This is a genomic window from Nocardia exalbida NBRC 100660 (assembly GCF_000308575.1).
GTDB classification, from domain to species: Bacteria; Actinomycetota; Actinomycetes; order Mycobacteriales; family Mycobacteriaceae; genus Nocardia; species Nocardia exalbida.
The window spans coordinates 44,284-65,125 of the sequence record NZ_BAFZ01000093.1 but is presented as its reverse complement, the minus strand read 5'-3'; the positions used below and the strand labels follow the sequence as shown (position 1 = coordinate 65,125).

The 20,842-nt window shown below is 70.3% G+C and carries 14 protein-coding genes; 8 read left to right on the top strand and 6 right to left on the bottom strand.

What is annotated here, in order from left to right; translation table 11 throughout:
• Positions 1–1,824 carry a serine/threonine-protein kinase gene (locus ON29_RS22790; RefSeq protein WP_040869303.1) on the bottom strand — a complete coding sequence of 608 codons (1,824 nt, stop codon included), beginning with the start codon at positions 1,822–1,824 and terminating at the stop codon, positions 1–3.
• 124 nt (positions 1,825–1,948) lie between these two features.
• Positions 1,949–3,070: a serine/threonine-protein kinase gene (locus ON29_RS22785; RefSeq protein ID WP_083864008.1), complete on the bottom strand. Its 1,122-nt coding sequence runs from the start codon at positions 3,068–3,070 to the stop codon at positions 1,949–1,951.
• A gap of 123 nt (positions 3,071–3,193) precedes the next feature.
• Here ON29_RS22785 and ON29_RS22780 point away from each other — a divergent pair, with 123 nt between their 5' ends.
• The 8 genes from ON29_RS22780 to ON29_RS22750 all read left to right on the top strand — a co-directional run bounded on the left by ON29_RS22780 (position 3,194) and on the right by ON29_RS22750 (position 12,856).
• Complete coding sequence (locus tag ON29_RS22780; RefSeq protein WP_040869380.1) at positions 3,194–3,964, top strand: deoxyribonuclease IV; 771 nt, start codon at positions 3,194–3,196, stop codon at positions 3,962–3,964.
• Between the two features lie 340 nt (positions 3,965–4,304).
• Positions 4,305–5,234 carry a TauD/TfdA dioxygenase family protein gene (locus tag ON29_RS22775; RefSeq protein ID WP_040869301.1) on the top strand — a complete coding sequence of 310 codons (930 nt, stop codon included), beginning with the start codon at positions 4,305–4,307 and terminating at the stop codon, positions 5,232–5,234.
• A gap of 364 nt (positions 5,235–5,598) precedes the next feature.
• Entirely contained in the window at positions 5,599–6,819 is a 1,221-nt protein-coding gene (locus ON29_RS22770; protein WP_040869299.1) for a CaiB/BaiF CoA transferase family protein, read from the top strand.
• Positions 6,816–6,983, top strand: a complete 168-nt coding sequence (locus ON29_RS36065; RefSeq protein WP_157114177.1) for a hypothetical protein — start codon at positions 6,816–6,818, stop codon at positions 6,981–6,983. Before ON29_RS22770 ends, ON29_RS36065 begins: the two co-directional genes overlap by 4 nt.
• On the top strand, positions 6,980–7,906 hold the full coding sequence (locus tag ON29_RS22765; protein ID WP_040869298.1) for a hydroxymethylglutaryl-CoA lyase-like TIM-barrel protein: 927 nt from the start codon (positions 6,980–6,982) through the stop codon (positions 7,904–7,906). Before ON29_RS36065 ends, ON29_RS22765 begins: the two co-directional genes overlap by 4 nt.
• Before the next feature lie 62 nt (positions 7,907–7,968).
• Entirely contained in the window at positions 7,969–8,745 is a 777-nt protein-coding gene (locus ON29_RS22760; RefSeq protein ID WP_051175485.1) for an ABC transporter ATP-binding protein, read from the top strand.
• Between the two features lie 34 nt (positions 8,746–8,779).
• Positions 8,780–11,308 (top strand): ABC transporter permease, encoded by a 2,529-nt coding sequence (locus ON29_RS22755; RefSeq protein ID WP_040869297.1) that lies wholly within the window; start codon positions 8,780–8,782, stop codon positions 11,306–11,308.
• A gap of 726 nt (positions 11,309–12,034) precedes the next feature.
• The gene (locus ON29_RS22750; RefSeq protein WP_083864007.1) at positions 12,035–12,856 is read left to right on the top strand and encodes a phosphatase PAP2 family protein; all 822 of its coding nucleotides are present in this window, start codon (positions 12,035–12,037) and stop codon (positions 12,854–12,856) included.
• Positions 12,857–13,112: 256 nt separating this feature from the next.
• Here the strand turns inward: ON29_RS22750 and ON29_RS22745 are convergent, their stop codons facing one another.
• Genes ON29_RS22745 through ON29_RS22730 form a run of 4 tightly spaced genes read right to left on the bottom strand, consistent with a single transcriptional unit; the run spans position 13,113 to position 20,656 of the window.
• Positions 13,113–14,270, bottom strand: coding sequence for a VWA domain-containing protein (locus ON29_RS22745; protein ID WP_040869295.1), 1,158 nt, complete (start codon positions 14,268–14,270; stop codon positions 13,113–13,115).
• Between the two features lie 16 nt (positions 14,271–14,286).
• Positions 14,287–16,695 (bottom strand): DUF5682 family protein, encoded by a 2,409-nt coding sequence (locus tag ON29_RS22740; RefSeq protein WP_040869293.1) that lies wholly within the window; start codon positions 16,693–16,695, stop codon positions 14,287–14,289.
• Positions 16,692–17,792 carry an ATP-binding protein gene (locus ON29_RS22735; RefSeq protein WP_040869291.1) on the bottom strand — a complete coding sequence of 367 codons (1,101 nt, stop codon included), beginning with the start codon at positions 17,790–17,792 and terminating at the stop codon, positions 16,692–16,694. Before ON29_RS22735 ends, ON29_RS22740 begins: the two co-directional genes overlap by 4 nt.
• Positions 17,789–20,656 carry an SWIM zinc finger family protein gene (locus ON29_RS22730; protein ID WP_040869290.1) on the bottom strand — a complete coding sequence of 956 codons (2,868 nt, stop codon included), beginning with the start codon at positions 20,654–20,656 and terminating at the stop codon, positions 17,789–17,791. Before ON29_RS22730 ends, ON29_RS22735 begins: the two co-directional genes overlap by 4 nt.
• Between the last annotated feature and the right edge of the window lie 186 nt (positions 20,657–20,842).

Genomic DNA, 20,842 nt, shown 5'->3' with positions numbered 1-20,842 from the left:
TCAGTTCAGCGGCGCCGAGCGCCACCAGCGCAGCGCTTCGTCGATGGTGGTGTGGGCGAAGCCGTCGGTGTACATCAGGAACTGGGTCCGATCCGGGTCGCCGGTGAACGCGGTGACCATCTTGGCGCCCTCGTCGACGTACTTGTAATTGGTGTAGGTCTTCCCGCCGTTGGTGTCGCTGGACTTGGTGGCCGACGAGGGCAGCGTCTTCAGCACCGCCTGGACGTCGGCCGGGGTCTTGTAGACGTAGATGCGGTAGTACGGATCATCGTTGTTGCCGCCCTTGAAGCAGCGCCACTGCGCGGCCCAGTCGCCGAAGTCCGGGTCACCCTTGGACGGCGAGGGCGGCGAGCTCGGCGAGGCCAGCCAGCACTCCGCGCCGTTGTATCCGACATCCTCGGTCTGGGAGGCGGGCACCATCCGCGGGAATTCCGCGCTGATCGACTCCGGTGTCGCGTCGACGAGGTTCGGCTTCACCGCCGACGTGGTCGTGGTGCCCGCGTTGTTCGAGCCCGAATCGGAGACGGCGCCGATGATGCCGAGCACCACCAGGATCAGCACGACCACGCCCACCGCGAGACCGACGATCAGCCCGGTGTTCTTCTTCGGCGGCGGCGGGGCCGACGGGTGGAGGTGCGCGCCGTGCGGGAGTGCCGGTGGGGCGGCGAAGCCGGAGAACCCGGATTGCTGCTGACTGTAGGGGTTGGCGGCCGTCGGTTGCGGCGCTGGGCCGGTCTGCGGCCGCGAGTTCACCACCGGCGCGGGCGGCGGAGTCGCTTGGGCGGCCGAGGCGGCGAGCGCGTTCGGACCGCTGGTCTGCGGAGTGTGCACCTGGTGACCGGGGCCGCTGACGTAGTGCCCCTGCGCCACCGGATACGGCGAGCCGGTCGTCGGGATCTGCGGCCCGGTCGTCGGGCGCGGCCCCGCGGTCGGGTGCGGCGGCCCGGTGACCGGGCGCGGACCGCCCACCACCGGCATCGACGGCGCGCTCGAACCGGTCAGCGCCTGTTTGGCGGCCGCGGCGAATTCCGCGCAGCTGCCGTACCGGTCGTCGGGCCGCTTGGCCATCGCCCTGGCCAGGACGCCGTCCAGCGCGAAAGGCAATCCCGCCCGGACGCCGCTCAGCGCGGGCGGCGCTCCCTGCAGATGTCCCTGGATGACCGCGGCGGGGTTCGTCGCGGAGAACGGGCCGGTGCCGGTGAACAACCAGAACAGCGAGCAGGCCAGCGAGTACTGGTCGGAGCGGTGGTCGAGCGAGGCGCCGGTGAGCTGCTCGGGGGAGGCGTAGGCGAGCGTCGCGGTGAAAGTGCCGGTCTGGGTGAGATGACCGGTGTCGTCACGCAGCCGCGCGATGCCGAAGTCGGTGAGGTACACCCGCTCACCGCGACCGGCAGTGGAGCGGGCCAGCAGGATGTTGGCGGGTTTCACGTCACGGTGCAGCACCCCGTTGCCGTGCGCGTAATCCAGCGCGTCGGCGGTCTCCTTGATGATCTGCACCGCGCGTTCGGGCGGCAGCGACTTCGGTTCCACCGAGGCGGCGTCGATACCGTCGACGTACTGCATCGAAATCCACAGCTGCTCGTCGTCGAGCCCGCGGTCGTAGACCGTGACGATGTTCGGGTGATCGAGCTGGGCGACCAGATCCGCCTCCCGTTCGAACCGCGCCCGCACCTCCTTGTCGAAGCACATCTCCCGATTCAGCAGTTTCAGCGCTGTCATCCGCGGCAGCCGCGGATGTTTCGCCAGATAGACCGAGCCCATGCCACCACGGCCGAGTTGCCGCTCGATGACATAGCCGGCGAAAACGTCACCGCTGGCCAGCATGACTGCTCCACTTCCCGCCGCCCGCCGGGACCCACCGGCGAACAGGCGTACAGCATAAGAATGCGTGGCCGGAATGGGCCCGACCACGGAAAACATCGAAACCATAGCAGTAGTCGCGCGCCGGCTATCGCTCGTCGAGCATGGCGACGTGCGGGCGATCGGCGTGCGCCGGGCCGCCCGGCGGTGGCCGGGGGTCCGGAGGTTGCTGGTGCTGTCGCACCGCGGATCCCGGGCGCATGGGCAAGTTCGGCAACTCGATAAGGCCGGGATGGACGGGACGGCGCGGTGGCAGGAAACTCGGCAGCGGCCGAGCGGTTTCCGGCTGCCGCGGCGCGGCGGTGCGGTGCGTCGGCTCGGCCGCGCGCCCGTCGGCGTGGATGGCGTGCGGTGGCGCCGTCCAGTGCCCGGTGGGGTGTGCGCCGAGAGCGTGTTTCGCCGCGGCGGCGAACTCGGCGCAACTGGCGAATCGGTCCGCGGGCCGCTTGGCCATCGCGCGAGCCAGCACCGGATCCAGTGCGGGCGGCAGTGCGGGGCGAACGCGGCTCGGTACCGGGATCGGTGCGTACAGATGGTTGTTCACCACGGCCGCCGGGTTGGCGCCGGGATACGGCGGCGCGCCGGTGAGCATCCAGAACAGCGTGCAGGCCAGGGAGTACTGATCGGCGCGATCGTCGAGCGGCTGTCCGATCAGCTGTTCCGGAGCGCCGAAGGCCAATGTCGCGGTGATCGTGCCCGACGAGCCGATCGTGGACTCCGAGCCACGGATGCCCGCGATCCCGAAATCGGTGAGCAGCACCCGCTCCGGCTGTCCGATCGGCGCTTTCGCCAGCAGGATGTTGGCCGGTTTCACATCGCGGTGCAGTACCTGGTTGGCATGGGCGAAATCCAGTGCCGCGGCGGTATCGGCCACGATCTGCACCGCGCGGCCGGGCGCGAGCACGTCGACGTCCGCGCAGGAGGCGTCCGCGCCGGGCACGTACTGCATGGAGATCCACAACTGCTGATGCTCGGCGCCGCGATCGAACACCGTGACGATGTTCGGGTGGTCCAGGCCCGCGACCAGATCGGCCTCGCGCTCGAAGCGGCGGCGGATGCCGGTGTCGGCGTAGAGCTCCCGTTCGAGCAGCTTCAGAGCCGTCAGGCGGGGCAGCCGAGGGTGCTGGGCCAGGTACACGGTGCCCATGCCGCCCCGGCCGAGGACGCGTTTGATGACGTAGCCCGCGAAGACATCGCCGGTCTGCAACACCGCTACACCCCCTTCTCGAGTCGAGCGCGCGAACACTACCCATGTATCTCGGCGAGCCATGGGGACGTAACAGTCGCGGCGCAACTTCGATTGTCGTCGGTAGCTGCCAGTATGGTGGCCCGCATGCGCATTGGAGCACACGTCCGGCTCGACAGCGACCCGATCGGCTTCGGGGAGAAACTCGGCGCCGACGTCATCCAGATGTTCGTGGTCGATCCGCAGAGCTGGGACAAACCCACCCCGCATCCGCGGACCGAGGAGATTCTCGCCAGCTCGATCGAGGTGGTGGTGCACTCCTCCTATCAGATCAACGTCGCGAGCCTGAACAACCGGTTGCGCATGCCGTCCCGCAACGCGGTGGCGCAGCAGGCGAAGGCGGCCGCCGAACTCGGCGCGTTCGGCCTTGTGGTGCACGGCGGGCACGTGCGTTCCGACGCCGAGCTGGAGACCGGGATCGACAACTGGCGCAAACTGTTCGAGCGCCAGCAGGACAAGGGCGGATTCGCGGTGCCGATCCTGATCGAGAACACCGCGGGCGGCAATCACGCCATGGCCAGGCATTTCGATTCCATCGCCCGGTTGTGGGACGCGGTCGGCGACTACGGCGCTGGCTTCTGCCTGGACACCTGCCACGCCTGGGCGGGCGGTGAGGAACTGATCGGCGTCGTCGACCGGATCAAGGCGATCACCGGGCGGATCGACCTGGTGCACCTGAACTCCTCGCGCGACGAGTTCGACTCCGGCGCCGACCGCCACGCCAACTTCGCCGACGGCACGATCGACCCGCAACTGCTCGCCGAGGTGTGCCGGACGGCAGGCGCGCCGGTGGTCCTGGAAACCCCGGGGGACGGCCTCGCGGAGGATCTGGCGTACCTGCGCGAGCACTGCGTTTGATTTTGCAGCGCCTGCGGCGCTGCGTGTTCGCGGCCCCGGGAAGTCTCGCGTTCGAGCGACCGAGACTCGCGACTTCGTCGCATGCGCTTCGCTCACTCGAACGCGAGACGGGCCGCGAACGGCGCTCGTAAGACTCGCACCTCTCGGGGCTGGGTCTGCTCGGTGGCCGCGGATCGTTTGCTCGGTCGCACGCTGAGCCGCATGAGGTGTTCGTGGGTCGGGCGGCTTCGTTTCGCGATGCCCTGTTTGCGATCAGCGCGACGAAAACCCTGGTCAGCGAGGTTGTCTCGGTGATGTGCTCTAGGGAGCAGTAACCGATCTCGACAGCGAAGGTGATCTCATGACGGTCGCACCCGCCACCCCATCCACCGCCGTGGTGACCAAGCTCGGCGCCCGTATCGGCGCGCGTATCGACAACGTCCGGCTCGGCGGCGATCTGGATCCGGTCACCGTCGAGGTCGTCCGGCACGCGCTGCTGGAGCACAAGGTGATCTTCTTCCGCGGGCAGGATCACCTCACCGAGGACGCGCAGTACGAGTTCGCCGAGCTGCTCGGCTCACCGACCACGCCGCATCCGACGGTCACCTCGCACGGTGTGAAGAGCCTGGCGATCGATTCCGAGCACGGCCGCGCCAACAGCTGGCACACCGACGTCACCTTCGTCGACCGCATCCCGAAGGCGTCCATCCTGCGCGCGGTGCAGCTGCCCTCCTACGGCGGCGCCACCACCTGGGCCTCCACCGTCGCGGCCTACGAGTCGCTGCCGGAGCCGCTCAAGCGGCTCGCCGAATCCCTGCGTGCCGTGCACACCAACGTCTACGACTACGCCCGCGTCGAGGAGACGCCGCGTCCGAACACGGCCGCCTACCGGGCGGAGTTCGAGTCCACCTACTACGAGACCGAGCACCCGGTGGTGCGCGTGCACCCCGAGACCGGGGAGCGGGCGCTGCTGCTCGGCCACTTCGTCAAGCATTTCGTCGGGCTGTCCAGCACGGAATCGCACGCGCTGTTCCGGCTGTTCCAGGACCGGGTGACCCGGCTGGAGAACACCGCCCGCTGGAACTGGGCGCCGGGCGACGTCGCCATCTGGGACAACCGCGCCACCCAGCACTACGCCATCGACGACTACGACGACCAGCCGCGCAAGCTGACCCGCATCACCCTGGCCGGCGACGTCCCGGTCGGCGTCGACGGCTCGACGAGCACCACCATCTCGGGCAACGCGGAGCACTACTCGATCATCGAGGACACGCGGCTGCTCGCGTCCTGAGCGAGGACCCCGCATGGTTGCCGGATCTTCCGGCTGTTGAGGGGCCATGCGGTGTCTTCGCGTCGCGGTGCGCCGTCGCCAGCAGCCCGACCTGCCAAATCAACAGGTCGGGCCCACGAAACGCCACGGTCATCAAGCCACCACGAAGGGGTGTTGCCCCGCCATCTAGAGAGGACCGAGACCAACCCAGCCCCGCTGGGTGCGAGTCTTACGAGCACCGTTCGCGGCCCGTCTCGCGGCCGAGTAACCGAAGCGCATGCGACGTAGTCGCGAGTCTCGGTCGCTCGGGTGCGAGACTTCTCGGGGCCGTGAACACGCAGCGCCGCAGGCGCTGCAAAAACCAACACAGCCCATACTGGTTGCCATGAGTATTCGGCCGCTGGACGGGGTGCGCGTCCTGGAACTCGGCAATTATATAGCCGCGCCGACCGCCGGGCGCATCCTCGGTGACTTCGGCGCCGAGGTGATCAAGGTGGAACGCCCGAAAGCGGGCGACGAGCTGCGCAACTGGCGGCTCTACGGCGGCGACACCTCGATGCTCTACCGGACGATCAACCGCAACAAGAAGTCGATCACGCTGGATCTGCGCACCGAGGCGGGGCGCGGGATCGTGCTCGACCTGGTCCGCCGTTGCGACGTGCTGCTGGAGAACTTCCGGCCCGGGATGCTGGAGAAGTGGGGCCTTGGCCCCGAGGTGCTGAACGAGGCGAATCCGGACCTGGTGATCACCAGGATCTCCGCCTACGGGCAGACCGGGCCGCTGTCGGAGCGTCCCGGGTTCGCGGCGGTGGCCGAGGCGGTCGGCGGGCTGCGCGAACTGGTGGGCGATCCGGATCGTCCCCCGGTGCGCACCGGCGTCTCGATCGGCGACTCGATCGCGGGCATCTACGCCGCGTTCGGCACGGTGATGGCGCTGTTCCAGCGCGAGCGCCGCGCCGAGCCGGACGCGCCGGTCCCGCTGCGGGAGCGGGTGATCGACGTGGCGCTCAACGAGGCGATCCTGTCGGTGATGGAGTCGCTGGTGCCGGACTACCTCGCCTACGGCATCCAGCGTGAACGCGTCGGCGGCCGGATGGAGGGCATCGCGCCGAGCAACGCCTACCCGTGCTCGGACGGCACCAGCATCATCATCGGCGGCAACGGCGACGCCATCTTCCAGCGCTACATGGCGGTCATCGGTCGGTCCGATCTGGCCGCGGACCCGGAACTCCAGGACAACGCGGGCCGTTGGCGCCACCGCGAGCGGCTGGACGCGGCGATCGGCGAGTGGACGGTCCGGCATACCCGCGCAGAGGCGCTGAAACTGCTCGACGCCGCCGCGATCCCGTGCGGCCCGATCTACACCGCGGCCGACATCGTGGCCGACGAGCAGTATCGGGCCCGCAACATGATCCAGCCGTTCGCCGTGGATGTCGGCGCGCCAGAGCCGAAGGTCGTCGGCTTTCCCGGCATCGTCCCGGTGATCGGCGATCAGTCCCTGCCCATCCGGACCGTAGGCCCCGACCTGGGTGAGCACACCCGGGAGGTGCTGTCCGGTCTGCTCGGCCTGAGCGAGGCCGAGATCGACGCGTTGGAGGCGCGATGAGCACGCAGTCGCACGACCGGAGGCGTCCGAAGGGCCGCGGCGCGCGGGAGCTGCTCTCGCCGGGCACCAGCAGGCCCGCCGTCCAGCCGAATCCGACCGGGGCGGGCGAGAAGCCCTGGGGCGGCGTGATGTGCGGTCACCACCGGGCTCGGGAGCAGCGATGACCGCGCCGGTGCTGCGCGACGTCACGTTGCGCGACGGTCTGCAACTGACCGGCAAACTGCTGTCCGTGCAGCGCAAGGTGGACATCGTGCGCCGCCTGCTCGCGCTCGGGGTACCCGCGCTGGAGATCGGCTCGATGGCGCGCCCGGACCTGGTCGCGCCGATGGCGAACACCATGGAATTGGTCGCCGCGCTGACCCCGGAGGAGCTGCGCCGCTGCTGGGTGTGGGTGGCGACGCCGCGCCATGTCGAGAAGGCCGCCGCGGCGGGCGTGCGCAATTTCCAGTACTGCTTCTCGGTCTCCGACGCGCACAACCGGGCGAACATCGGGCGCGACACCGCCGACAGCGTCGCCGCCATGCCGGACGCGGTGCGCCTGGCCCGCGATGCGGGCGGGTCGATCCAGCTCTGCTTGGCGACGGCCTTCACCTGCCCGTTCGACGGCCCGGTCGACCCGGAGCGGGTGCTGGCCATCGCCCGCGACCCGCGCACCGGGGGCGCGGACGACATCGTCCTGGCCGACACGCTCGGTCAAGCCCATCCCGGCGAGGTCGCCGCGCTGGTCGCCGCGGTGCGGGACCGGACGCCACCGCGCCGCGTGGTCTTCCACGGTCACGACACCTGGGGAATGGGCGTGGCCAATACGCTCGCCGCCGTCGCGGCCGGCGCGGACATGGTCGACGGGGCGCTCGGTGGGCTCGGCGGCTGCCCCTTCGCCCCCGGCGCGAGCGGCAACACCGCATCCGAGGACATCCTCTTCGCCACCAGGCCGGACTGGTTCACCCCCGCCACGCTGGCCGCGTTGGTGCACATGTCGGAGGAGCTACTGGCCGAACTCGGCGAACCCAACCGCTCGCGCGCCCTCGAAGGCGCCCGCTCGAAAGCCTCGGCTTTCGAGTGGGTGGTCGTCGGAAAGTCGGAGTAGGAAGACCAACACAGGGTCTTCCCTGATGGCGTGGGGCCGCGAAGCCGGTAAGACTGGACGGCATGACTTTCCCAGCCTTGGGCGCCGACATCGCCGACCTGGCGGCATCGACCGATGTCGCGGCCCACGCTATCGAACTGACCAAGGTCTACGGATCGGGTGACACCCAGGTCAGGGCATTGGACGGAGTATCGGCCGAGTTCGCGAAGGGAGAGTTCACCGCGATCATGGGCCCGTCCGGATCGGGCAAGTCGACCCTCATGCACTGCCTTGCGGGGCTGGACAGCGCCAGTTCGGGCACCGTCCGCATCGGCGACACCGACCTGACCAGTCTGTCCGACAAGCAGATGACGCGCCTGCGCCGGGACCGGATCGGCTTCGTCTTCCAGGCGTTCAACCTGGTGCCGACGCTGACGGCGCTGGAGAACATCACGTTGCCGCTGGACATCGCGGGGCGCAAGCCCGACCGGGAGTGGCTGGACACCGTGCTGCGGCGGCTGGGGCTGATCGATCGGCTCACCCACCGTCCCAGCGAGCTGTCCGGCGGACAGCAGCAACGGGTGGCCTGCGCCCGTGCGCTCGCGGGCAAGCCGGAGATCATCTTCGGCGACGAGCCGACCGGCAACCTGGACTCCCGCGCCTCGGGGGAGGTGCTGTCGATCCTGCGCGCCGCGGTGGACGAGTTCGGGCAGACGGTGGTCATCGTCACCCACGAACCGCATGCGGCCGGGTTCGCCGACCGGGTGGTGTTCCTGGCCGACGGACGCATCGTCGACGAGATGCGCGATCCGACCGCCGACACCGTGCTCGATCGGATGAAAGCGCTGGAGCAGGCGTGAGCGGGCGTTCACGGGAGAATCGGGGGCGGGCGTGATGGCCGGAAGTCCGATGCGCAAAGTCGCGCTGCGCAACCTCGCCGCGCACAAGGTGCGTCTCGCGCTGACCCTGTTGTCGGTGGTGCTCGGCACCGCGTTCATCGCGGGTTCGTTCGTGTTCACCGATACGTTGCAGAGCACCTTCGACGGGATCTTCGCCAACGAGGCGAAGGGCGTCGACGTCCGGGTGAGCCCGAAGGAGCGTCAAGCGCAGGGCGTTCCGAACAACGTGGTGGACGAGCTGGTGAAGTACCCCGGCGTCCGCACGGTCGCGCCCAGCGTGAACGGACCGGTGGTGCTGCTCGACCCGACGGGCAAGAAAGCGGTGCAGACCGGCGGTGCGCCTACGTTCGGCAAGTCGTACCTTCCGCCGGAGAAGGCCGTCGCGGAGCCGGAGAAATTTTTGCAGGGCGTACCGCCCGCCCGCCCCGGCGAGGTCGCGCTCAACACCGGTGGCGCCGAACGGGCCGGGCTGAAGATCGGTGATCGGACCAAGATCCTCATCCCATCCCAGCCCGATCCCATCGACGTGACGCTCACCGGTATCTACGAAGTCCCGTCGGATACCGGCGGTTTCATCGGGGTGCTGTTCGACGACACGCAGGCGCGCAAGCTGTTCACCGACGGACTGCACGTCGCCTACGTGGACCTCGCGGCCACCGGCATCCCCGGGGACGAACTGCGCGACAATCTCGCGAAAGAGCTGACCGGCTACAAGGTGCAGAACGGCGAGCAGGTGCGCGCGGATCTGAAGAAGGAGATCTCCAACGCGCTGAACTTCATCAACTACTTCCTGCTCGCCTTCGGCGCGATCGCGCTGATCGTGGGCACGTTCATCATCTACAACACGTTCTCCATGATCGTCGCGCAACGACTGCGGGAGCTGGCGCTGCTGCGCGCGGTCGGCGCGAGCAGGCAGCAGGTCGGCACGTCGGTGGTGGCGGAGGCGTTCGTCATCGGATTGATCGGCAGTGCGATCGGCCTGGCCGGCGGCGTCGGGCTGGCGTTCGGATTGTCGGCGGTGCTCAACGCTTTCGACCTCGGGTTGCCGACCGGATCGATGGCGGTGCGGCCGCGCACCATCGCGGTGGGGCTGCTGGTCGGTCTCGCGGTGACGATGGTGAGCGCCTACGCGCCCGCCCGCCGCGCCTCGCGGATTCCGCCGGTGCAGGCCATGCGCGAAGAGTTCGCGTCGGCGGGGGAGTCGCTGCGCCTGCGCACGATCTGCGGCGCGGTGCTCGCCGTGCTCGGCGCGGGGTTCGTCATGCTCGGTGCGCAGCGCACCGGTGGCACGGCGGCCGCCACGGTCGGTGTCGGCGCACTCGGGCTGATCTTCGCCGTGCTGCTCGCCGCGCCCGCGCTGTCGCGTCCGCTGGTCGGCGGGCTCGGCGCGCTGGTGCGTCCGTTCGGGCCGATCGGCCGCATGGCGCGCAACAACGCGGCGCGCAATCCTCGCCGCACCGCCGCCACGGCGTTCGCGCTCACCCTGGGACTGATGCTCGTCTCGGCGATCGGCATGCTGGGCGCCTCGGCGAAGGCCAGCGTCGGTGTGCTGGTCGACAAGGGTGTGCGAGCCGACTACGTGCTGGCGGGACCGCAATTGCTCGGCGTGCCGTTCGGCGCGGCCGACGCCGCGCGCACCGAGGTGCCGGGCGTGGAGCAAGTGGTGGGGATGCGGGGCGCGGGCTTCAAGCTCGGCGGCGAGCAGGTGTTCGCCACGTCGCCGGACGGTCCGCTGGCCGGCGTGCTGAACTACGAGATCGTGCGCGGCAGTGACACGCTGGGCGCCAGGGACGTCCTGGTGTCGGAGGACGAGGCCGGCGACCGGGGATGGAAGGTCGGCGACCAGGTGACCCCGACCAGTGTGGACGGCAAGAAGGTGCCGCTCACCGTGACCGGGGTGTACAAGAAGAACCCGCTGCTCGGTCCGATGGTGGTGTCGCAGACGGTCTACGACGAGGTCGTCCCGCTGAACTTCCGGACCAACTTCCTGGTGCTGATCAAGGCGCAGCCGGGCGCGAACCTCACCCAGATGCGTGCCGACCTGGAGAAGGCCACCGAGCAGTTCGTGGTGGTGCAGGTGCAGGACCGCGAGGAGTTCAAAGGCGCGCAGGGCAAGCAGATCAACACCCTGCTGGCCATCCTGTACGGCCTGCTCGCCTTGGCGGTGGTGATCGCGATCCTCGGCATCGTCAACACGCTCGCGCTGTCGGTGGTGGAGCGACGCAGGGAGATCGGCATGCTGCGCGCGGTCGGTATGCAGCGCGCCCAGGTGCGCCGGACGATTTACCTGGAGTCGATGCTGATCGCGGTGTTCGGCGCGATCGTCGGCATGCTGCTCGGCCTCGGGCTCGGCGTCGGTTTCCTGCGCACGCTGCGTGAGTTCGGCCTCGACCAGATCGCCATCCCGTGGAGTCAGCTGGTGCTGGTTCTGATCAGTTCGGCGGTCGTCGGGGTGCTGGCCGCGCTCTGGCCGGGGGTGCGGGCCGCGCGCACGCCGCCGCTGGCGGCCATCGCCGACCTCTGAGAGCCGCCCGTGCGGCGCACGTCCAGCGTGCGCCGCACGCGGCGGTTTGGCGGCCCGGAACAGGCGGGTTCGCACCTCGCGACGCATTCGGGTGAACAACGGCGACTCGGGTGCGTTCGCCGGCGTTGCGCCGAAACGGGGAACAAGGCGGTGGCGTTCGCGCGGCGGGTCGCCGACCCGGGGGGCGGTTCACCGCCGAGTTGTCGCATCTGTGCGAAGCCGTCCACGCCCTCCCGGATCGCTCGGTGACTCGGTCGTCGGCGAAGCGGACGATGAACATCGCGTTGTCGGTGACGGATCGGCCGGTCGGTGACAGGCCCCGGTACTCGCCCGGGGTGTGCCACGGTGACCGTGTTCCCGAAGACGACTGCGTCCTCCCGGCGATCACATCGTGGGTCGGCCGGAACCGCCGCCGATCTGGACTCAGCCGCGATCATCGGTAACGGCATCAGGGATCAGTCCGCTTCGAGCGGGCACCGGACGGCAATACATCGCTTCAGCACAGCCTCCGCGTACCCGGTGACACCAGTACCGATGCCCTCCGAGCGGGCGGCACGAATCGCGAGTTCACTTGTGTCGCAAGCGAACTCGTTCCTCGGCGTGCCGCTGTCTGTCCCGTCACATCTTGCTGAAGTTGTCGGTTTCGTAGTGTTAGGTTAAACGGAGGTTACCACTCCACTTAATTCTCGGTAAACGGCCTGACTCAACGGGGAAGGAGGCCGCGCGATGGTCGCTGTGGACTACGGCGCCGGACTGGAGTTCGCGCCGGGCGGAGTCGTCGAACGGGTGCGGGCGGCTGTTCGCGGACGCGGCGGCGAGGCGGTCGGGCAGCTCGTCCTCATCACGGTCCTCTACCTCGGCTATCGCGCGGGACGGCTGGTCACCGCCGACGACACCGGGCGCGCTATGGCCAACGCGCACGGTCTGCTCGGCTTCGAAAGACGGCTCGGCCTGCCGGACGAGCGCACGATTCAGTCGTTGTTCCTGGACCGCGAGTTCCTCGCCGTTCCGGCCAACTTCTACTACGCCAGTGCGCATTTCACCGTAGCCGTCGGGGTCCTGCTGTGGCTGTGGGTGTTTCGCCCGGGTCACTACCGCTGGACCAGGAACCTCATGGTGGCGCTGACCGGCGCCGCGCTCGTGGTGCACATACTGGTCCCGCTCGCGCCGCCGCGCATGCTGCCCGATCAGGGGTTCATCGATCTGGCCGCCCGGTACGGCCAATCCGTCTACGGCGACGCCGATTCCGGCGGGCTGTCCAATCAGTTCGCGGCCATGCCTTCGCTGCACGTCGGCTGGGCGCTGCTGCTCGGGGTGGCGGTAGTCGCCGCGACTCGCACGTCGTGGCGCTGGCTCGCGCTGGCCCATCCGGTGCTGACCACGGTCGTGGTGGTGGGCACCGCCAACCACTACTGGCTGGACACGGTGGTCGCTGTCGCGTTGCTGGCGGTGTCCGCCGCCCTGCATCCCTTCGTGGTCCCCGCGGCGGCCACCGCCTGGGGCGTGATGGGTCCCGTCTCGAAGAAACCCGTCGCGACCAGCTCGTAGCGGTTGCGCACACGCCCGGCGGCGATGCCCGGAAAAGCCCGCCGCGGCGCGTACGATCGCAGAGCCGTCCTGTTCGCCCGCCCGGACAAGGAGTTGCCGTGGAACCGATGACGATCGTGGATCTGCTGTCTTCGCTTGCGATCCAAGTGTTCTCCCTGCTGGGGGGATTCCCCGGGGGCTACCCGGGCTGACGCGTTCCGGGCGCGGCTTGCGCGCCCTCCGTTTCGCTGACCGTCATGGCGCTGTGCAGGCCGATTCAGTGGTGGGCGGCGTTGGCGTTCGCCCAGGACCGGACGTCGCCGCGATCGAGAGCCAGCGCCAGTAGCTCCGGGAATTTGTCGGGCGTGCACGCGAACGCCGGGATGCCCAGCGCGGCGAGTGCCGCGGCGTTGTCGTGATCGAAGGCGGGCGCGCCGTCGTCGGACAGCGCGAGCAGCACGACGACCTGCACGCCGGACTCCTGCATCGAGCGGACGCGGCGCAGCATCTCGTCGCGGATGCCTCCCTCGTAGAGGTCGGAGATCAGGACGAACAACGTCTCGGCCGGGCGGGTTACCAGGGACCGGCAGTAGGCCAGAGCCCGGTTGATGTCGGTGCCGCCGCCCAGTTGCGTGCCGAACAGCACCTCCACCGGGTCGTCGAGTTTGTCGGTCAGATCGACGATCTCGGTGTCGAAGACCACCATCGAGGTGCGTAGCGACCGCATCGAGGCGAGCACCGCGCCGAACACCGACGCGTAGACGACGCTGGCGGCCATCGAACCGGACTGATCGATGGCCAGCACCACATCGCGCCGCACCGCTTGGGCCTTGCGGCCGTAGCCGACCAGGCGTTCGGGGACCACGGTGCGATGCTCGGGCAGGTAGGTGGCGAGGTTCTTACGAATCGTGCGATCCCAGTCGATGTCCCGCAATCGCGGCCGGGTGACGCGGGCAGCGCGGTTCAGCGCACCGGAGACCGCGGCGACGGTCCGCGCCGCGACGCGCTGCTCGATCTCCCGCACCACTTTCTCCACCACCATGCGCGCGGTCGCCTTGGTGGTCTCGGGCATCACCCGGTTCAGGCTCAGCAGGGTGCCGACCAGGTGCACGTCGGGCTCCACCGCCTCGAGCAGTTCCGGCTCCAGCAGCAACTGGGTGAGGTCGAGCCGTTCCACGGCGTCGCGCTGCATGACCTCGACGACGGAGGCGGGGAAGTAGCCGCGAATGTCGCCGAGCCAGCGGGCCACCCGCGGGGCCGAGCCCTGCAAACCGCCGGTGCGCTTGCCGGGCGAGGTCTCGTCATCGGTGTTGTACAGCGCCGACAGCGCCCGATCCATGGCCGCGTCCGTGCCGGAGCCCAGCCCGCCCAGTCCTTCCTCCGCGGCCGCGCCGAGCACCAATCGCCATCGCCGGGACTGTGCTTCGCCACTCATGCCCTGTCCTGACCTCTCATACCGTCACCCCCAAGATCTCCGCCGCGGTGCGCACCGCGGCTGTGGCCCGGTCGACGTCGACGCCCGCGACGGCCGACGTGGCGGCGACGGATCCGCCGTCGCGGACCGCCTGCCCGATCGCGCGGCGTTCGCCCGATTCGAACGCGCCGAAGGTGCGGCGCAGCAGCGGCAGGGTTTCGACGAAGGTGTCGTCGCCGAGGCCGCGCAACCAGCCGTCGATGAGCCGCAACAGTTCCCGGTCGTGCACCAGCAACAGACCGCGACCGCCGAGAAACCCGTCGATCCACGCCGCCTTGGCCGCGGCGGTGGCGCCCACCGACAGCGCCGCGGAGAGTCTCCGCGCGGCCTCGGCGTCGTCGATGCGGCCGGCGTCGGCGAGCAAACGGACGGCACGCCCCACCAGCGCGCCGTGCACGTCGTCGCGGTCGGCGACGCGGCGCAGCGCGGCCAGCCACTCGCCGGTGGCCCAGTCGTCGTCCCTGGTGTGGATGGCGGTGTGCGCCGCGTCCAGGAGACCGCGCAATTCGGTGGCGGCGTCGGTGTCCAATCCGGTCACCGCCGCCGACAGGCCCGCGCAGATGCGTACCAGCAGCCCGTCGGCGACATGGGCCAGCGCCTTGGTGTCGGTGCCGCGCACGTCGCCGTAACGCAGTGTCCGGATCAGGCCGGGCAGCGCGGCCAGCAGATGGGTGACGTCGTGGTCGAGCGCCGCGGTGGATTCCAGCCGGGCGATCAATCCGTCCGTGGCGCCGCCCAGGTCGGCCAGCAGCGCGACTTCCAGCGCGGCGGTCAGTTCGCCGACCGAGCGGTCGGCGCGGCTCGCGGTGTCGAGGATCTTCGACTCCGCCGCACTGCGGATGGTGGTGCCCCAGCGCGAGGCCTCGATGATCGAGATCGCGTACTCGGGATGCCATCGCAGCGTCCAGGTCTCCCGGAAGGTGCCGGTGCTGCGGACCTCGCTGGTGGTGAGCGTGCCCCACTCGATGTCCAGGACCCGCAGCCGGTGCAACAGACGCGACCGCTCGACCTCGCGTTCTTTGCGCAGATCCAGGTCGACGGTGCGGATCGAGGGCTCCTGCTTCATCCGCAGCGACCGGATGGTGGCGCGCAGGTCGGCGTCCAGCGGCACGGTCGGCGTCTGCTCCGGAACGGCGCCGAGCGCCTCGCCGACGACGAGTTCACCGATCACCAACCGCAGCATCGTCTCGTCTCCGCCGCACAGCACCGACCGCGTGGCCTCGGTGACCTCCGACAGACCGGCGAGCGGGCGGGCGCGCAACGCGGCGAGGGCGTCGGCGAGCCGGACGGCTTCGATGACATGCGCGCTGGAGACGGGCAGATCGTGGGCGCGCAGCACGCCGGCCACCTTGGTCAGCCATCGGGCGATCGGCCGCTCGGTCGCGGTGAACAGATGGTGGTACCAGCCGGGGGAGGTGACCCCCGCGCCGTAGCCGGAGGACGTGGACAACCGCGAATGCGTCCACGGCACCCAGGTGAGCCGGGCTTTGGTCTTCGGCAGGCCTTTGAGCAACCGGGCGTCCGGCGCGGCGGGACCGAGTGCGCCGGTGAGCGCGGGCGCGTGCCACGCACCGCACACCACCGCGAGCCGCCTCGCTCCGTCCTCGAGCGCCTTGCGCATCGTCTGGCGCATATAGGCCTCGCGCCGCAGCGTGTGGGCGTCGACCACCAGTGGCTCGGATGGTGATTCGCGCGACGGCGAATCGGCAACCGCTTCCGCGACCGAATCGGGTTCCGGCCCCGAATCGTCCGCGAGCTGCCCGGTGAGGTCGACCGCAGGCGGGTTGTGGACGGTCTCGACGTCCTCGCCGTTCGACGGGTTCTCGTTCGCGTCCGGTGGGCCGGTTTCCGGCATCATGTCGCCCCGGCCACCCGTGTGCTCGACGGATTCGCGCAGCGCGCCCATCGCCTCGGTGATCGCCTCGAACGCGTCGGCGTCCGGGACGGTCTCGACGACGGCGTCCCACCAGCGTTCGGCGTCGTCGTAGCCGCCCGCCTCGGCGAGCGCGGCCAGCGGATCGAACCGGTCGCCGGGCTCGTCCTCCGTCGCGAGCGTGACGGTGGCGGGCAGATCGCAGAACCGCACGGGTACGTCGTTGTCCACGGCGTAGCGCAGCGCCTGCCATTCGGGGGAGAACACCGCGTAGGGCCAGAACGCGGCCTTGGCGGGTGCGTCGGGGACGTAGGCCAGCAGCGCGACCGGCGGGGACATCCCTTCGGCGGCGACGAGGCCCACCAGCGGATCGGCGTCCGCGGGCCCCTCGATGAGAATCATGTCGGGCCGGAAGGCCGTCAAGGCCAGCCGCAACGAGCGCGCCGACCCGGGACCATGGTGGCGGATGCCGAAAACCCTGGTCGTCGCGGCGGTTTCGGTGCCGGAGGTCACCCGCTGACCTCACGGCAGGCGCGGTAGAAATCCGCCCAGTCGGGGCGTTCGCGGATCACGGCCTCCAGGTACTCGGTCCACACCACCGCATCGGCCACCGGATCCTTGATCACCGAACCGAGCACCGCGCCCGCGATATCGGAGGCGCGCAGCACGCCGTCGCCGAAGTGTGCCGAGAGCGCGATCCCGTTGGTGATCACCGAGATCGCCTCGGCCGTGGACAGCGTTCCGGACGGCGACTTGAGCTTGGTCCGGCCGTCGGCGGTGCTGCCGGAGCGCAACTCGCGGAAGACCCGCACCACCCGCCGCACCTCTTCGGCCGCCGCGGGCACGGTGGGCAGTTCCAGTGCGGCGCCGAGCTGCTCGACCCGCCTGCTGACGATGGCGACCTCCTCGTCCTCGCTCGCGGGCAGCGGCAACACCACCGTGTTGAACCGGCGGCGCAGCGCGGAGGACAACTCGTTCACCCCGCGGTCGCGGTCGTTGGCGGTGGCGATGACGTTGAAACCCTTGGCGGCCTGCACCTCAATGCCGAGTTCGGGCACCGGTAAGGTCTTCTCGGACAGGATGGTGATCAGCGCGTCCTGCACGTCCGACGGGATGCGGGTGAGCTCCTCGAGCCGGGCGATGGAGCCCGCCCGCATGGCCGTGAGCACCGGGGACGGCACCAGCGCCGCCTCGCTCGGCCCCTCCGCGAGCAGCCGCGCGTAGTTCCAGCCGTAGCGAATGGCCTCCTCGGCCGTGCCCGAGGTGCCCTGCACCAGCAGCGTCGACGCACCGCTGATGGCGGCGGAGAGATGTTCCGACACCCAGGTCTTGGCGGTGCCCGGCACACCGAGCAGCAACAGCGCCCGGTCGGTGGCCAGCGTCGCCACCGCCACTTCCATGAGCCTGCGCGGGCCGACGTACTTGGGGGTGATCACGGTGCCGTCGGGGAGGGAGCCGCCGAGCAGGTAGGTGACCACCGCCCAGGGCGACAGTCGCCAGGACGGCGGGCGGGGCCGGTCGTCGGCGGCGGCGAGGGCGCGCAGCTCGTCGGCGTATGCCTGTTCGGCGTGGGGGCGCAGCAGATCCGGCGCCGGGTCGGTGGTGGTCACTGCAGCTCCTCGAGCATCATCGAGCGGTGGTTGAGGTCATGGGCGAGCTGGTCGAAGGCCCGCTCCCAGGCGGGATCGTCGCATCGGCGGGCCACCGCGGTCACTGTGCCCGCGGCGGCGACGGGAAGGTGCACTGCGGCCGCGGTGAGCAGCGACCGGTGCGCGTTCGGTGCGGCGCCGTGCGTCTCGGGACGTCGCGCCGCCGCCCGCGCCCGCTCGAACAGCAGCAGGACCACGTGCTGGGCCAGCGCTTCCGGCCACGGATGGCCCATCGCGGGCAGCAGCGCCTCGATCTCGGAGAGCCAGGAGCCGTCCAGCCGCGTCAGGTGCGCGGTCCGATCCGGCAGCGGCAACAGCGCGAACAGCTCTCGCCTGCGCAGCATCGCCAGGTCCGTGGGCACGCCCGCGTCGAACAGCGCTCGGGCCCACGCCGAATCACGTTGCGCCAGTGCGGCATCCACCCAGCCGTCGAAGACCGGCTGCCGGAAACGGTCGTCGATCGTGGCGCGCACCGCCTGCTGCGGCGTGCCGAGCACACCGGCCCAGTGCGCGAGCGGGGTGGCGGCGACCACCTGCCGGAGCCGGGCCGCGGATACGTCGGGCGCGCCGTTCCAGCGGTAGGCGAACTCGGTCGTGCGGTCGGTGATCCCATCGCGCTGTGCGGCGGCGTCGAGCGTATCCGGCAGTGTGAGCAGCACATTCGTGTGCAGCATCCGGTGCTCGGCGCGGATCCACGCGTTCGCCCGCTCGCGCATCCGCTGGGTGAACGCCGATTCCGGCAGCAGGGCGAGCAGTCCGGCGGCGGTGCGGCGCACGTCCGCGCGCCGGTCGTCCAGCGCCGCTTCCAGCAGGGGCTCGTCGTCCGGGCCGAGCCGGTCGGCGAGCACGGCCAGCAGTTCGGCCTTCAACGGCCCGGTTTCCTTGGGCCATGCCGCGGTCAGTGCCGCCCTGGCCGCGCCCGCGTCGTCGCGCCGGAGTTCGGCGAGCCAGTCGCGGCGCTCGGGCGGCCGGCCGAACAGCCAGGTGTCGGCGGAGCGCTCGGACGCGGTGGACGGCTGCCGGACCAGGTCGCGCCAGTCCGGATGCCGGGCCGCCAGCCAGCTGCCGCGGGCGCCCGCGAGCCGGAGCAGCGGCTCGCGCAGGGTGGCGTTGATCTTCGCGTGCTCGAGCAGTTGCTCGCAGAGCGCGTCCGGCGCCCGGTAATCGTGCGGCCGCGCCGCGTCGAACCATTCGGGAAGAAATGCCGAGCGCTCCCGCAGCATGCGGGACAGGCGTGCCGCCGCGGCGCGCGGCAACGACGGGCGCGGATCGTCCGCGGCGGGCTCGGGTGCGGCCGCGGTGGCAGGTTCGAGGCCGCCACGGAGGAAAAGGTCTTGCAGCGCGGCTGTTTCGAGGAGCCGCACCGCGGGATCGCTCGGCAATCGATTCGCCGCGCGCGCGATCGACGGCACGAGCGCGGCGAGATCCGGCGTTCGGCGTGCGGTACCGAGCAGGGCGACGGACGTGAGGTCCGCGCCGGCGGTCGACCCTGCGGGCGGGTGGGACGCTTCGGATCCGAAACCCTCGGTGCGCACCAGATCGACGACCACACCGGCGGTGAACACCGAAACCGGCTCCAGCCCGTCGGCGCTCCACTCGCCGACCACGGTCACCGGATGACCACCGGAGACGGCCAGCAGTGTCCACGGTTGCTCGCCCGGCCGGATCGGCAGCGCCGTGCCGTCGGATTCGGTGACGTACCAGCCTTGTTCGGTGCGGGTGGGCATCACGTCGGCCAGCAGCATCGGCCAGGAACGCAACCACGGATCGGCGCCCAGCGCCGACGCGTGCGCGGCCAGCGCGGCGGCGATCGTAGCGGGACTGTCGGCGGCGGGCAGTGTGGTGAAAGGTTCGGCGGCGCTGTGCCGTTCCCCCCACAGTGCGCGCAGCGGCGCGGCGCCCGGATAGAAATGCAGCTGCGCGTCGGCCATCTGCCCGAGCGGGGGAACGTCGGCGGGGAAGCCGGGGGACCCGAAGGAATGGTCGACCACCAGCGCCCAGCGTCTGCTTTCCCTCCCGTACAGCCAGGTCCGCCGGGTGTAGAGGCGCTCGTCCTCGGTGATCCGCGATCCGAACACCATCCATCGGTCGCGGACCGGAGGTTCGGCGCGCACCGCCTCGGCCGGGTTGGGATAGCCGACGTGGGTTCGGATGCTGGCGCGCAGCGCGGGAGCCACCGAGTCGAGCTGCCGGTGCGCGGCGATCAGCAGGTGCATCCGCGCGTACTCGCGCAGCACCACATCGGGCCAGTCGGTTCTGGTGGCGATGGCGACCGGGAGCCTGCGCAGGGCGGAGGCGAGGCCGGGGGCCTGCGCGTCGACCATTCTGGCGGCCACGGCCTCGAAGGCGCGATACGAGCGATCGGCCTGCGCGAGCCCGGTGCGTACCTGATCACCGAGCCAGACGTCGAGTTCCTCCAAGCCTGCCGTCACCCGCACCCGCCGCTGTTCGGCGGTGGCCGGGTTCGCGGTGCGCGACCGGTCCGCGGTCGCGGTGGCCCGCCCCGCACGGCCGCCGATCCACGACGCCGCGTAGTCGGCGGTCTCGGGAACGACGGCGACCTCGCCCGCGACCCAGCGCAGCAACAGCGACAGCGCGTGTTTGCAGGGGAACTTGCGGCTCGGGCAGGAGCACCGATATGCCGAGCCGGACAGGTCGACGATCGTCTGATACGGCGTGGCGCCGCTGCCCTGGCACTGCCCCCACAGCGCCGTGCCGTGCTGCCCGCACTCGCGCCAGCGGCTCACCAGCTTGCGGGCCGCCGACAGCGAATTCGCGTCCGGCGCCAGCGCCGCGACCTGGTCTTCGGTCCACGGCGTCGTCATCGGGAGGCTCCAGCTCGGTGGTGGCTCATCGCCTTCCTTCGTTGCTCGGTTGACCGGATTTCTACCGCAGCGCACCGACAAGTGCCGCCACCGGTGCCCGGCCGCGCGCGGAACGGCTTGTCCCGGCGCCGTATTCGCCACCCGAACGAATCTTGCGCCGATCGTGGCGCTCTGGCATTCTGTCCT